Source organism: Nocardioides sp. (assembly GCF_036503465.1).
Lineage (GTDB): Bacteria > Actinomycetota > Actinomycetes > Propionibacteriales > Nocardioidaceae > Nocardioides.
The window spans coordinates 14,673-28,146 of record NZ_DASXWU010000104.1; the positions used below are offsets into that span (position 1 = coordinate 14,673).

At 71.9% G+C, this 13,474-nt stretch carries 15 protein-coding genes; 5 read left to right on the forward strand and 10 right to left on the reverse strand.

What is annotated here, in order from left to right; genetic code table 11:
* Positions 1 to 5: 5 nt before the first annotated feature.
* From VGK78_RS19720 to VGK78_RS19740, 5 genes are read right to left on the reverse strand one after another with little or no spacing between them, the layout of a single operon-like run.
* Positions 6 to 503, reverse strand: a complete 498-nt coding sequence (locus VGK78_RS19720) for a dihydrofolate reductase (RefSeq protein ID WP_331529450.1) — start codon at positions 501 to 503, stop codon at positions 6 to 8.
* Entirely contained in the window at positions 493 to 1,305 is an 813-nt protein-coding gene (locus VGK78_RS19725) for a thymidylate synthase (protein WP_331529451.1), read from the reverse strand. Before VGK78_RS19725 ends, VGK78_RS19720 begins: the two co-directional genes overlap by 11 nt.
* A 31-nt stretch (positions 1,306 to 1,336) precedes the next feature.
* On the reverse strand, positions 1,337 to 2,398 hold the full coding sequence (locus VGK78_RS19730; RefSeq protein WP_331529452.1) for an NADH:flavin oxidoreductase/NADH oxidase: 1,062 nt from the start codon (positions 2,396 to 2,398) through the stop codon (positions 1,337 to 1,339).
* Between the two features lie 40 nt (positions 2,399 to 2,438).
* Positions 2,439 to 2,954 carry a pyridoxamine 5'-phosphate oxidase family protein gene (locus VGK78_RS19735; protein ID WP_331529453.1) on the reverse strand — a complete coding sequence of 172 codons (516 nt, stop codon included), beginning with the start codon at positions 2,952 to 2,954 and terminating at the stop codon, positions 2,439 to 2,441.
* A gap of 9 nt (positions 2,955 to 2,963) precedes the next feature.
* Positions 2,964 to 3,794, reverse strand: coding sequence for a PhzF family phenazine biosynthesis protein (locus tag VGK78_RS19740; protein ID WP_331529454.1), 831 nt, complete (start codon positions 3,792 to 3,794; stop codon positions 2,964 to 2,966).
* 59 nt (positions 3,795 to 3,853) lie between these two features.
* Between VGK78_RS19740 and VGK78_RS19745 the strand changes: the two genes are divergently transcribed.
* Together VGK78_RS19745 and VGK78_RS19750 are read left to right on the forward strand one after the other, a co-directional pair.
* Positions 3,854 to 4,036 (forward strand): hypothetical protein, encoded by a 183-nt coding sequence (locus tag VGK78_RS19745; protein WP_331529455.1) that lies wholly within the window; start codon positions 3,854 to 3,856, stop codon positions 4,034 to 4,036.
* Between the two features lie 86 nt (positions 4,037 to 4,122).
* The gene (locus tag VGK78_RS19750) at positions 4,123 to 4,728 is read left to right on the forward strand and encodes a DUF1684 domain-containing protein (RefSeq protein ID WP_331529456.1); all 606 of its coding nucleotides are present in this window, start codon (positions 4,123 to 4,125) and stop codon (positions 4,726 to 4,728) included.
* Here VGK78_RS19750 and VGK78_RS19755 read toward each other — a convergent pair.
* Genes VGK78_RS19755 through gcvT form a run of 3 tightly spaced genes read right to left on the reverse strand, consistent with a single transcriptional unit; the run spans position 4,706 to position 6,877 of the window.
* Positions 4,706 to 5,497, reverse strand: coding sequence for an aminoglycoside adenylyltransferase domain-containing protein (locus VGK78_RS19755; protein WP_331529457.1), 792 nt, complete (start codon positions 5,495 to 5,497; stop codon positions 4,706 to 4,708). The genes VGK78_RS19750 and VGK78_RS19755 overlap by 23 nt on opposite strands.
* A complete protein-coding gene (locus VGK78_RS19760; protein ID WP_331529458.1) occupies positions 5,494 to 5,751 on the reverse strand; it encodes a hypothetical protein in 258 nt (85 codons plus the stop codon). Before VGK78_RS19760 ends, VGK78_RS19755 begins: the two co-directional genes overlap by 4 nt.
* Before the next feature lie 7 nt (positions 5,752 to 5,758).
* Positions 5,759 to 6,877 (reverse strand): glycine cleavage system aminomethyltransferase GcvT, encoded by a 1,119-nt coding sequence (gene gcvT, locus VGK78_RS19765; RefSeq protein WP_331529459.1) that lies wholly within the window; start codon positions 6,875 to 6,877, stop codon positions 5,759 to 5,761.
* Positions 6,878 to 6,954: 77 nt separating this feature from the next.
* Here gcvT and VGK78_RS19770 point away from each other — a divergent pair, with 77 nt between their 5' ends.
* Positions 6,955 to 8,454, forward strand: coding sequence for a leucyl aminopeptidase (locus VGK78_RS19770; RefSeq protein ID WP_331529460.1), 1,500 nt, complete (start codon positions 6,955 to 6,957; stop codon positions 8,452 to 8,454).
* Here the strand turns inward: VGK78_RS19770 and VGK78_RS19775 are convergent.
* Positions 8,445 to 8,804 carry a hypothetical protein gene (locus VGK78_RS19775; RefSeq protein WP_331529461.1) on the reverse strand — a complete coding sequence of 120 codons (360 nt, stop codon included), beginning with the start codon at positions 8,802 to 8,804 and terminating at the stop codon, positions 8,445 to 8,447. The two genes, VGK78_RS19770 and VGK78_RS19775, sit on opposite strands and share 10 nt — an antisense overlap.
* 96 nt (positions 8,805 to 8,900) lie before the next feature.
* Here VGK78_RS19775 and lpdA point away from each other — a divergent pair, with 96 nt between their 5' ends.
* Both lpdA and sucB read left to right on the forward strand, forming a co-directional pair.
* Entirely contained in the window at positions 8,901 to 10,280 is a 1,380-nt protein-coding gene (gene lpdA / locus VGK78_RS19780; RefSeq protein WP_331529462.1) for a dihydrolipoyl dehydrogenase, read from the forward strand.
* 45 nt (positions 10,281 to 10,325) lie between these two features.
* Positions 10,326 to 12,356, forward strand: a complete 2,031-nt coding sequence (sucB, locus tag VGK78_RS19785; RefSeq protein ID WP_331529463.1) for a 2-oxoglutarate dehydrogenase, E2 component, dihydrolipoamide succinyltransferase — start codon at positions 10,326 to 10,328, stop codon at positions 12,354 to 12,356.
* Here the strand turns inward: sucB and VGK78_RS19790 are convergent.
* Positions 12,353 to 13,453, reverse strand: coding sequence for an MGDG synthase family glycosyltransferase (locus VGK78_RS19790; RefSeq protein ID WP_331529464.1), 1,101 nt, complete (start codon positions 13,451 to 13,453; stop codon positions 12,353 to 12,355). The genes sucB and VGK78_RS19790 overlap by 4 nt on opposite strands.
* Between the last annotated feature and the right edge of the window lie 21 nt (positions 13,454 to 13,474).

A 13,474-nucleotide genomic window follows, 5' to 3' on the forward strand; every position in this document is an offset into this window, starting at 1 on the left:
TTCCGTCAGCTGCGGCGTTCCCACCAGACCCAGGCGAACCCGTCGCGCGGCTCGCGGCGGGTCTCGACCCACTCGCCGAGGTCGAACTCGGGATAGTGCGCGTCGCCGTCGGGTGCCAGGTCGACCTCGGTCAGCACCTGGTGGGTGGCCAGCGGCAGGGCCTGCTCGTAGAGCTGGGTGCCCCCGACGACGAAGGTCTCCCCGGGCTGCTCACCGGCGCGGTCGAGAGCGTCCTCGAGGGAGTGCGCGACGAGCACCCCCTCGGCGGACCAGTCGCGGTTGCGGGTGACCACGATCGTGGTCCGGCCCGGAAGGGGCCGACCGATGGAGTCGTACGTCGCCCGCCCCATCACCAGCACCCCGCCCATGGTGGTGGCCTTGAAGTGGGCGAAGTCCTCCGAGATGTGCCACGGGATGCGGCCCCGGTCGCCGATCACTCGGTTGGCGGCGTACGCCGCGACCAGGGTGAGGCGTCGTTGGGCCGGCTCCGCGTCAGACGGCAATGGGCGCCTTGATGCCCGGGTGGGGGTCGTAGCCCTCGACGGCGATGTGCTCGAGGTCGAAGGCGTCGATCCGGGTGACGGACGGGTCGAGCCGCAACGTCGGAAGCGGCCGGGCCTCGCGGGTGAGCTGGAGCCGGGCCTGCTCGAGATGGTTGGTGTAGAGGTGGGCGTCGCCCAGGGTGTGCACGAAGTCGCCGGCCTCCAGCCCGCAGACCTGGGCGACCATGTGGGTGAGCAGGGCGTACGACGCGATGTTGAACGGGACGCCGAGGAAGACGTCGGCGGAGCGCTGGTAGAGCTGGCAGCTCAGCCGGCCGGGCCCGCCGTCGGCCCCGGGTGCGACGTAGAACTGGAACATCGCGTGGCACGGCGCGAGCGCCATCTCGGGGATGTCGGCGACGTTCCACGCGGAGACCAGGTGGCGACGGCTGTCGGGGTTGGTCCGGATCTGGTCGATGACCTGGGCGATCTGGTCGACGTGTCGCCCGTCGGGCGCCGGCCAGGAGCGCCATTGGTAGCCGTAGATCGGGCCGAGCTCCCCGTCGCCGTCGGCCCACTCGTCCCAGATCGTGACGCCGCGGTCCTGCAGCCACGTGACGTTGGTGTCGCCGCGGAGGAACCACAGCAGCTCGGCGAAGACCGATCGCGTGTGGACCTTCTTGGTGGTCACCAGCGGGAAGCCCTCGGCCAGGTCGAAGCGCATCTGGTGGCCGAACACGCTCAGCGTGCCGGTGCCGGTGCGGTCGGACTTCTCGACCCCGTCGTCGAGGATGCGCCGGAGGAGATCGAGGTAGACCTGCATGTGATCAATCTAGGCGCGTGCGCCGACGTCGTCAGGGACGCGCGCGGAGGTACTGGTCGGGCCAGTACACGTCGTCGCCCAGCTCGGCCGCGGCGAGCTGCGGCCAGTGAGGATTGCGCAGCAGCTCGCGGCCGAGGAAGACCGCATCGGCCTCGCCGTCGGCCAGGATCTTCTCCGCCTGACGAGGCTCGGTGATCAGGCCGACGGCGCCGACCGGAAGGCCGCTCGCCTCCTTGATCTCGGTCGCGAACGGCACCTGGTAGCCGGGACCGGCGGCGATCCTGGCGTCGGGCGAGTTGCCGCCGCTGGAGACGTCGACCAGGTCCACGCCCAGCTCGGCGAGCCGGGTCGCGACCCGGGCCACCTCGTCCACCTCGAGCCCGCCGGGGACCCAGTCGGTGGCGCTGAGCCGGACGAACAGCGGCCGGTCGTCGGGCCAGACGGCGCGGACGGCGTCGACGACGTCCACGAGCAGGCGGCTGCGGCCGTCAAGGTCGCCGCCCCACGCGTCGGTACGCCGGTTGGACAGCGGCGACAGGAACTCGTGGAGCAGGTAGCCGTGCGCGGCGTGGATCTCGGCGACCTCGAACCCCGCCCGCAGCGCGCGACGGGCCCCGTCGGCCCAGATACCCGGCAGCTCCCTCAGCGCGTCAGGGGTGAGCTCCCGCGGCGCCGGCCAGTCGGCGTACGCCACCGGAGACGGGCCGACGGTCTCCCACCCGCCCTGCTCGACCGGGACGTATCCGCGCCCGCGCCACGGCGCGCGGGTGGATGCCTTGCGGCCGGCGTGGGCGAGCTGGATGCCCGGCACGGCGCCCTGCCCGCGGACGAAGTCGACGATCCGCTCGTAGGCGGCGGCCTGCTCGTCGTTCCAGATGCCGGCGTCCTCCGGCGAGATGCGGCCCTCGGGAACCACGGCGGTCGCCTCGGTCATCACCAGACCGGCTCCGCCCTGCGCCAAGGCACCGAGGTGGACGAGATGCCAGTCGGTCGGGTGCCCGTGGTGGGACGAGTACTGGCACATCGGAGAGACCCACACGCGGTTGCGGAACGTCGTGCCGCGCAGCGTCAGCGGCGAGAACAGCAGACTCACGTGAGGCCGCAACCTCGCGGCCGCGGACGTTGTTCCGGCGTCAGGCTGTGACGCCCCTCTCGGCGAGCAGCCGCTCGCGCTGAAAGGCGTAGCCGACCATCCAGGTCGGCTCGAGCCGCCACATCACGACGTCGCCCCACGACAACGGAGACGAGCCGTAATGAGAGGTCCAGTGCTCGTCGACCGCCGCGAGCTCCTCGCCCGCCAGCTCCACGACGTGGCCGTGGCTGAACACCGCGAGCGCCTCGCCGTCGACGTGCGCCACCGAGACCGCCGGACGGCTCGACAGATGGCGCGCCTTCGCCGACGTGCGGCTGGTGGAGAAGGTCCAGGTGCCGTGCAGGAAGTGGCCGTCCATGGCACTGATCCGCGGCTCCCCCCTCGCGGTCACGGTGGCGGCCGTGATCACCTTCATCCCGGTCAGGAGGCCGACGAGCTGCGTCGCCGAGAGCGTGCGGTCGTCGTTGATGATCCCGCGCAGGTGCTCGGTCGACCGTGTGTGCGAGGCGTCGAGCAGCGACTGGAGCCGGTCGAGCTCGTCCGGTGTCTCGAACATGCCCCGACGTTAGGGTCCGACGCCGACAGTGCCCTTGATCGTCGTTGCCGCATCGCCGCCGACCCAGACCGTGTCGCCGTCCTTCTCGACGTGGACCCGGCCCCGGCGACCGAGCGCGGTGCCCTGCGAGGCGACGTACGACGTGGGCAGGCTCTCGCCGGCAAGCCACTGCCCGATGCTGGCGTTGAGACTTCCGGTGACCGGGTCCTCGACGACGCCGATGCTCGGGCAGAACGCGCGCACCTCGACGGCGCACTCCGAACCCTCCGGGTAGGGGCCGACGACGCCGATGTCGAGGTCACCGAACGACGACCAGTCGGGCCGCACGTCGAGCACCGCCTCGGCGTGGCGCATCAAGACGACCACCCAGCCCGGGCCGTTGTCACCCCAGGAGATGTCGACCACGTCGTCGTCGCCCAGGCGCAGCGCGGTCAGGATCTGCCTGCGCTCGTCGTCCGAGACCGGTCCGTCGCGCAGCAGCGGCGGGGCGGCGAAGGCGAGTCGTTCGGTACGCCGGATCCGGAGCAGCCCTGCGCCGCACTCCTGCGCCAGCTCCCTGTCGGAGCTCGGCTCCCCCCCGGCCTCGAGCCACGCATGAGCGCTGCCGATCGTCGGGTGGCCGGCGAACGGCAGCTCGGCGCTCGGCGTGAAGATCCGGAGCCGGTAGTCGGCCGCACGGTCGGTGGGCGTCAGCAGAAAGGTCGTCTCCGAGAGGTTCGTCCAGTGCGCGAACCGCTGCATCTCCTCGTCGCTCAACCCGTCCGCGTCGTGGACGACCGCGACCGGGTTGCCCGTGAGCGGCTCGGTGGAGAAGACATCGACCTGGGAGAAGGGGCGCATGGCACGAGGCTAGAGAAGATCGCAAGAGGACCGTCGGCGGTTCCTGGTCCCATGGACCAGTGCCACGACGCGGGGAGTCCCAGCAACGACTGATCCCACCCACGCCACTGTCGCGTCGGCCGGCGACGCAGTCGCTGCTCTCGGTCCGGATGGCCGAGTGGTTCCTCGAGCGTGAAGGCATCGTCGAGGGCGAGCTCCCGATCGAGGAGCCCGAGGCCGGCGTCGCACCCTCCCTCACCTGAACCGCTCTGCGGGTCGTGTGCCTGACGACGGTCTGGAGACCGTCCCCGGGCACACGATCCTGGCGCTCGTTCGTCATGCTGTGGGGGTGAAGGATCTGTGCACCTGGTCGCAGCACGTCGCCTCGTGGCGGCGGGAGGTGCACGCGCTCTACGCGGACGTCCGCTCGAACGCCGATCCGGCCACCGCCCACGCCGCGTGGGTCGAGCGACGGACCGCGCTCTTCCGCACTCACCCCGCCACCGCCCGCCAGCCCGGGCAGGGGCTGCGGCACGCGCGGTACGACGCGGCGTACCGGTTCCGGCTCGAGATGCAACCCGCCGAGCCCGAGGAGTGGGCGCCGACCACCGGCAGCGACGGCGCGGTGCCCTTCACGAGAGCCGGCCGGTTCGAGATCCCGGGCATCGGCGGGCTGGACGTGTGGTGGCTCGGGTCCTACGGCAACGGGATCTTCGTGCCGCTGCGCGACGCCACAGCGGGACGCACGACGTACGGCGCCGGGCGCTATCTGCTCGACACGGTCAAGGGCGCCGACCTCGGTCGCGAGGGGGGCGCCTGGGTGATCGACCTCAACTTCTCCTACAACCCCTCGTGCGCCTACGACCCGAGCTGGGCCTGCCCCCTCGCTCCGCGCGGCAACCGGCTGGAGGCCGAGGTCCCGGTCGGCGAGCTCACTCCCTCCACGGAAGGCTGACACCCTCCTCCACGACGTAGGCCGCGAAGGCCGCGACGTCGCGGCCACGCTCGAGCACGTCGTCGTACTGCGGCTCGGCGGCACCCTCACGGATCCGGAGCGACTCGTGGAGCACCCGGCGGAAGCGCTCCGGGTAGTAGCTGAGGCCCCACCGCGCGGCTCGTGACTTCGAGGTCTGCTCGCCGGTCACGAGGAGATGGTGCAGGCGCGCGACCCCCGGCACCACCCACTCACACGCGAACGGCACCGAAGCGCCTCCGGGATCGGCGGCACAGGCCTCGGCATGTCGCCGCCAGTAGGTGTCGAGGTTGTGGATCGTGTGCGCGCGCAGCGCGTCGTCGTCGGTCCAGATGCCGAGCGACTCCACCGGCGGCCCGGACACCGTGACGCCGTGCCGGGCGAGCTCGTGCCAGGAGACGGGGCTGAGGCTGAAGCGTCCGGCGGCCTCGAACGTGTGCATGAACACGGTCGGCCGGTCGGGGCACTCGTCGGGATGACGGGCCAGGTCGGAGGCAAGCACGTGGACACCGTCGAGCATCGGTGCGTCCCCGTGTGTCGCGGCCACGATCTCGTGAGCCGCTCGCAGCGCCGCCACGTCGTCAGAGGAGGCACGGCAGGCGAGAGTCGCGGTGAAGTCGACGTCGCTCTTGCCCTCGACCCATTCGCCGAACGCGAGCCCGCCGTGCAGGTACAGCCCGGAGACGAGACCCTCGGGCACGGCCGAGAGGAACGTCGTGCAGACCGCCTCGACGGGAGCCGGCAACGTCACGCGGACAGGGACATCGGCCCGTAGACCTCGCGTTCGTGCTCGAAGAGCGTGACCGCGTCGACGCCGGCCGCGGAGAGCTCCGCCCACACCTCGCCGACCCACGACTCGGCGTCGGCCTGCGAGGCGAAGCGCTGGCTCGCGTACTCCTCCGGCACCCGGGCCTCCTTGCCGGCGGGGTCGAGGAGCTTCCACCACCACGGCCGCTCGGCGGGCGAGGGCGGGCGGAAGGTCGCGGGCTGCTCGGGGAGGTTCATCGGACCGTCACGACTCCCGGACCGAGGTGTCGACGAAGGGGAGCTTGGTGGACGCGAAGATCTCGCGACGGGTCCGGATCTGCACGCCGAGCTCGGCTTCCGGGTCGACGAAGGTCGGTACCAGCGCCATCCCGATCCCCTTCCTCAAGGTCGGCGAGTAGGTGCCGGACGTGATCTCGCACAGCGGTACGTCGGGCACCAGGCTCACCAGCATGCCCGGCCGTGGGATGCCGCGCTCGAGCGCCAGCAGACCGCGCAGCCGGCGCTGGGGTCCGGACTCCTTCTCCTTCAGGAGCACGTCGCGCCCCCAGAAGGCGTCTTTCTTCCAGCCGACCGCCCAGCCGAGACCGGCCTGGTTCGGCGTGACGTCGAGGGTGATGTCCTGCCCGTGCAGGGGGTATCCCATCTCCGTGCGCAGGGTGTCGCGGGCGCCGAGACCGCACGGCAGCATGCCGAACGGCGTACCGGCCTCGAGCAACCGGTCCCACAGGCTCCCGGCGACCTCGTTGCGCGCGATCAGCTCGTAGCCACGCTCGCCGGTGTAGCCGGTGCGACAGACCACGACGCCGCTGTCCTCGAACTCGACCTCGGCGAACGACATGTACTCGTGGCCGGACGGGAACCCGACCGCGTCGAGCACCTCGTCGGAATTCGTGCCCTGCACGGCCAGGACGGCGTACTGCCGGTGGTGGTCGAGCACCCTGACGCCCTCGGGCGCCCCGGCGGTCAGCCGGCGCGCGACCTCGGCGGAGTTGGCGGCGTTCGGGACCAGGAGCACGTGTTCGTCGTCCTCGAAGTAGGCGATCAGGTCGTCGACGATCCCGCCGGTCTCGGCGTCGCAGCACAGCGTGTACTGCGCCTTGCCGTGCCGGATCTTGCCGAGGTCGTTGCTCAGCGTCGCGTTGACGTACCCCGCGGCGCCGGGGCCGGTGACCATCAGCTTGCCGAGGTGGCTGACGTCGAAGATGCCGACCGCCTCGCGGACGGCGGTGTGCTCCTTGACCACGCCGGAGGGGTACTCCAGCGGCATCGACCAGCCGCCGAACTCGGCGAACTTCGCCCCGAGGGCCACGTGCCGGTCGTGCAGCGGCGACTGCAGCAGCGGCGTACCGCTCACCTCGGCCATGCCCGCGAACCTACACCGGGCGGGACCCCTCAGCAGGGACCCCGGATTTGCCCCTGACCGCTGGCTAGGGTGACCCGGTGACCAGCTACCACCTGCGGGGCGCGAGCCCGGCCAAGACGCGGGCCGACGCCGTGGTCGTCGGGGCCTGGAAGGACCCCAAGGGGGGCGTCACCCTCGCGGCCGGGGCGGAGGATGTCGGCACCGCCTTCGGGCGGTCACTCCGCCCGCTCCTGAGCACGCTCGGCTTCACCGGCAAGACGGGCGAGGTGACCCGGGTGCCGACCGGCGGCAAGCTGTCCAGCCCCTTGCTGGTGCTCGTCGGGTTGGGCGAGAAGCCCGCCGACCGAGCCACGGAGCTCCTCGCCGTACGCCGGGCCGCCGGTGTCGCCGCCCGGTCGACCGCCAACGCCGCCTCGGTCGCACTCGCACTCCCGGCCGACGACGCCGGGCTGATCCGCAACGTGCTGGAGGGCTACCTGCTCGGCGGGTACGCGTTCTCGCGGTACCAGTCCAAGGACCCGGACAAGCGGGCCGGCACGGTCACCGTGCTGAGCCCGGCCGCGCGCCGCGGCGAGGCCGGCACGACGTTCGAGGAGGCCCAGGTGGTGGCCGCGGCCGTGCAGGGCGTGCGCGACTGGGTGAACACGCCGGCCGGTGACCTCACGCCGCCGGCGTTCGCCGAGGAGATCTCTCGTGCCACGAAGGGCACCAAGGTCACGGCCACGGTCCTCGACGAGGCGACGCTGACCGAGCTCGGCTGCGGCGGCCTGCTCGGCGTCGGGGGCGGCTCGAGCGCCCCACCGCGGCTGGTGGAGCTCCGCTATTCCCCCGCCGAACCGTTCGCCCATCTCGCGCTCGTCGGCAAGGGCATCACCTTCGACTCCGGCGGCCTGAGCATCAAGACGGCCAAGGGCATGGAGACGATGAAGTGCGACATGGCCGGGGCGGCGACGGTCACCCAGGCCACGCTGGCGATCGCGAGGCTCGGCCTGCCGCTGCGCGTCACGGCGTACGCCTGCCTGGCCGAGAACATGGTGTCCGGCAGCAGCATGCGGCCCGGCGACGTGATCAGCATCTACGGCGGCAAGACCGTGGAGGTGCTCAACACCGACGCCGAGGGCCGGCTGGTGATGGCCGACGGTCTCCAGCGCGCGGTCGAGGAGCAGCCCGACACCATCATCGACGTGGCCACCCTGACCGGTCACATGATGCAGGCGCTGGGCAACCGCGTGGGCGCGGCGTTCGGCAGCGACGAGGTCGTCGCACCGCTGGTCGAGTCCGGCCGGGAGTCCGGCGAGAAGCTCTGGCGGATGCCGATCCCGCAGGACGTGGTCGACCGGGTGCGCGGGAGCAAGATCGCCGACCTCGCCCAGCACGACTGGAACCGCTGGGGCGGTGGACTCTTCGCCGCCGCGTTCCTCCGGGAGTTCACCGACGGGCGGCCCTGGGCCCACCTCGACATCGCGGGTCCGGCGTTCAACACCGCCGGCGCCGCGGGCCATCTGACGCCGGGAGGCACGGGCTTCGCCCTGACGACTCTGGTCGACTACGCGCGGACGCTCACGGGTCAGGCCTGACCGCGCGCCTTCTGCCGCTTGATGTACTCCCGCATCCGCTGAGGGATGCCGACGACGCCGGCCTCGTACGCCGAGATCCCGCGGCGCTGGCAGAACTTGTAGGCCCAGTCGGTGGACGGCACGCGGCGGCGCGTGTACTCGCCGTCCCAGGCCACCAGGAGCAGGGTCACGTCGCTGACCGCGGTCCGGGGCTCGACGAAGCCCTCCACGCCCTCGCGGGTCGAGGCGAAGCCGTCGAGGTGCTGCTCGTCCGCGTCGGACGACGCCCGCACCCGCGTCGAGCCGGTCCGGGCCGCGTCGCCGCTCGGGCGTCGCTGCCGCGGCCCCCGACCGCGTCCGAAGAATTTCATGGGGCCATGATGCCCGGTCGAGCGTGAGCCGCCGTGCAGCCGCGACCTCCTCGCCCTCCTTGCGATCGGCATGGCCGAGAGTGCAAGGATGACCGGGTGACCGACGGCGAGTTCGACGTACTCATTCTCGGGGCAGGATCCGGCGGCTACGCATGCGCTCTCCGGGCCGCCCAGCTCGGGCTCTCGGTCGGCCTCGTCGAGAAGGGGAACCTCGGCGGCACCTGCCTCCATATCGGCTGCATCCCCACCAAGGCACTCCTCCACGCGGCCGAGATCGCCGACCAGACCCGCGAGTCGGCGCAGTTCGGCGTGACCGCGACTCTCGACGGCATCGACATGGTCGGCGTGAACTCCTACAAGGACAAGGTCGTCGCCCGGCTCTTCAAGGGCCTCACCGGGCTGATCCAGGGCCGCGGGATCACCGTCATCGAGGGCGAGGGCCGGATGACCGGTCTGAGGCAGTTGACCGTGGGCGACACGACGTACGCCGGCCGGCACCTGGTGCTGGCCTCCGGCTCGTACAGCCGCTCGCTGCCGGGCCTCGACATCGACGGCGAGCGGGTGCTCACCTCCGAGCACGCCCTGCGCCTCGACCGCGTGCCGTCGTCGGTGGTCGTCCTCGGAGGCGGCGTGATCGGCTGCGAGTTCGCGAGCGTGTGGGCGAGCTTCGGCGCCGAGGTCACGATCGTCGAGGCGCTCCCCCGGCTCCTTCCCGTCGAGGACGAGGCGTCGTCGAAGGCCCTCGAGCGGGCCTTCCGCAAGCGCAGGATCCAGATCCGCACCGGCACGCCGTTCCAGAGCGTGAAGGTCGCCGACGAGGGCGTCGCGGTCACCGTCGAAGGTGGTGACGTGATCGAGGCCGAGCTGCTGCTGGTGGCGGTCGGGCGCGGTCCGACGAGCGACGGGCTCGGGTACGACGAGCAGGGCGTGGCCATGGAGCGCGGGTTCGTGCTCGCCGATGAGCGGTGCCGGACGAACCTCGAGAACGTGTACGCCGTGGGGGACATCGTCCCGGGGCTCCAGCTCGCGCACCGCGGCTTCCAGCAGGGCATCTTCGTGGCCGAGGACATCGCCGGTCTCGAGCCGTCGCCGATCGACGAGGCGGGCATCCCCCGGGTGACCTACAGCCACCCCGAGGTCGCCTCGGTCGGGCTCGACGAGGCGGCCGCACGCGCGGCGTACAGCGACGACGCGGTGGAGACCGTGACCTACGACCTCGGCGGCAACGGGAAGAGCCAGATCCTGATGACGCAGGGCTTCGTGAAGCTGGTCCGGCGCAAGGACGGCCCCGTCATCGGCGTGCACCTGGTCGGCGACCGGGTCGGAGAGCTCATCGGCGAGGCCCAGCTGATCTACAACTGGGAGGCGTACGCCGAGGACGTCGCCCCCCTCGTGCACGCGCACCCGACCCAGACCGAGGCGCTCGGCGAGGCCCATCTGGCCCTGGCCGGGAAGCCTCTGCACGCCCACGCCTGACCGCGACTGCCAGAGACACAGACAAACAGGAAGAGCCCCACTCACATGGCCACCGAAGTCAACCTCCCCGAGCTCGGCGAATCAGTCACCGAGGGCACGGTCACCCGATGGCTCAAGCAGGTCGGCGACGCGGTCGCGGTCGACGAGCCCCTGCTCGAGGTCTCGACGGACAAGGTCGACACCGAGATCCCGTCACCGGTCGCCGGCACCCTGCTGGAGATCAAGGCGAACGAGGACGACACCGTCGAGGTCGGAGCCGTGCTCGCGATGATCGGGTCCGCCGACGAGTCGGGTGGCGGCGACGGGGGTGGCGAGTCCGGCGGCGACGAGCAGTCCGAGCAGGCCCAGCCCGAGCAAGCTCAGCCCGTTCAAGCCGAGGCGGAGCCAGAGCCGGAGCCGGAGCCGCAACCGGAGGAGCAGCAGGAGCAGGAGCAGCCCGCGGAGACCCCGCTCGACGAGGAGAGGGTGGAGCGCGGCGAGGCCCACGACCAGGCCGAGCAGGAAGCGACGCCCGGCCAGGAGGCACCGCAGCAGGCCGAGCAGGCCGAGCAGGCCGAGCAGGCCGACACCCAGGACGAGGCACCGCGTGAGGAGGTCGCCGCGGCGACAAGCGGGGCCTCCCGGTCGTCCGGGGAGCAGACCGTCGTCCGGCTCCCGGAGCTCGGCGAGTCGGTGACGGAGGGCACGGTGACCCGCTGGCTCAAGCAGGTCGGCGACGAGGTGGCGGCCGACGAGTCGTTGCTCGAGGTCTCCACCGACAAGGTCGACACCGAGATCCCATCGCCGGCGGCGGGGACGCTGCTCGAGATCAAGGTCAACGAGGACGAGACCGTCGAGGTCGGCGCCGAGCTGGCCGTGATCGGCTCCGGTCAGGCGCCTGCGGGCGACGGCGGCCAGGCCGCCCCGACGGAGCCGGAGGCCGAGCAGAAGCAGGCCGAGGAGCAGCCCGCCGAGGAGCAGGAGCAGGAGCAGGCGGCCGAGGCCGCGCCCGAGGCCGAGGCCGAGCCGCAGCCGGAGTCGGCCCCCGAGCCCGAGGTCCCCGAGCAGCCCGCCGCCCACGCGACGCCGGCAGCACCCTCGGCCGAAGCGGCGGGTGAACCGTCTGGCGGCCGCGACTCCTCGGCGTACGTGACGCCCCTGGTGCGGAAGATGGCGGCCCAGCACGGCGTCGACCTGGCCGACATCGTCGGCACCGGGGTGGGCGGTCGTATCCGCAAGCAGGACGTGCTCGACGCAGCGCAGAAGCAGGGCAAGGACACCGCACCGACCCGGCCCGCCGCGGCGGCTGCGGCCGCGGCCCAGCCCGAGCAGCCCGCGCCGGCCGCCCCCACGGCTCCCGCGCCGGGTGCGCCGGTCCCGTCACCGCTCCGGGGCAAGACCGAGCCGATGACCCGGCTGCGCAAGGTGATCGCCCAGCGGATGGTCGAGTCGCTGCACGTCAGCGCGCAGCTGACGACCGTCGTCGAGGTCGACGTCACCTCGATCTCGCGGCTGCGCGACTCCGTGAAGGCCGACTTCGCCGCACGCGAGGGCGTGAAGCTGTCGTTCATGCCGTTCTTCGCCAAGGCGGCGATCGATGCCCTGAAGGCCCATCCGAGCCTGAACGCCGCGATCGACACCGAGAAGGGCGAGGTGACCTACTTCGACGTCGAGAACCTCGCGATCGCCGTCGACACCGAGCGTGGCCTGCTCACGCCGGTGATCAAGGAGGCGGGCGACCTGTCGATCGCGGGCCTGGCCCGCAAGATCGCCGACGTCGCGGAGCGCACGCGCACCAACAAGATCACCCCGGACGAGCTCTCCGGCGGCACCTTCACACTGACCAACACCGGCAGCCGGGGCGCGTTGTTCGACACCCCGATCATCAACCAGCCGCAGGTCGCGATCCTCGGCACCGGTGCAGTGGTGAAGCGCCCGGTGGTGATCGACGACCCGAACCTCGGCGAGACCATCGCGGTCCGGCAGATGGTCTACTTCGCGCTGACCTACGACCACCGGCTGGTCGACGGTGCGGACGCCGCTCGGTTCCTGTCGGAGGTGAAGGCGCGGCTCGAGGCCGGCCAGTTCGAGGTCTAGCGCCCTGCACGGGCGGCGACCTGCTCGAGCATCTCGGCGGCGTCGGCGACGAACAGGGCGCGGCCCCGGTCCTCACGGTCGCGCCGGCATCGCGGGTCGTGCAGGATGCGCGCCAGCGCGGCCTGGAGCTCTGACACCTCGTCAACCCGGTCGGTGAGCCCGAGCCCGGCGAGGGCATCGGTGTCGTCGCGGCCGTGGCCGCTGATCGGCCGAAACGTGACGACCGGCAGTCCGCAGGCCAGCGCCTCCTTGGCGGCCATCCCGCAGTTGTTGTCGACCAGCACGTCGGCGGCCGCCATCATCGAGGGCATGTCGTCCGACCAGTCGACGGCGACGGCCCCCTCCACCTGGGCGAGCTGCTCGGCCAACATCTCGCTGTGGCCGCAGAGCACGACCGGGACCCAGTCCGGCAGGGAAGCGATGGCCTCGGCCGCGGTGACGGCGTCCCCGACCAGGCCCATGGAGCCGGTGGTGACCAGCGCCAGATGCCGGTCACCGTCGACGCCGAGGCCCTCGCGGACCCCGACACCGTCGCCGGCATGGTCCCAGAACGCGTCGCGGACAACGGGCCCACACACCGCGGCGGGGCGACCGGTACGGCGGGTGACGTCCTCGGCGGCGGGTCCGGAGATGCACAGCTCGAGATCCACGGCGGGGTGCAACCAGAGGTAGTTCACCGAGAACGTCGTCAACACCGTCACCGCGGGACACGACAGCTGCCCGCGGCGGCGTAGCTCCCCGAGCGCCAGGGAGCACAAGGGGTACGTCGAGACCGCGAGGTCGGGGCGGAATCCGTCGGCCACGCGGCGCAGGCCCGACAGAGCGAGGCGCACCGGGACGCCCGCCCGCTCGCCGCCCTTCTGACGGGCCAGGAAGAACGTCTGGTACACCCACTGGTAGATCCTCGGCGCGCGGTTCACGAGCCAGATGTAGAGCCGTCCGAGCCAGCGGCCCGTGGGACCCGGCATCACGCTCAGCTGGTCGACCAGCAGTGTGGTGTGACCGCGAGCGCGGAGTCGGCGTTCGAGCTCCCGGGCGATCTGGAGGTGCCCGCCACCCATCGCCGCCGAGACCAGCAGGATCCGGTGGTGCGCCACGGGTGCCGGTACCCGAAGTCC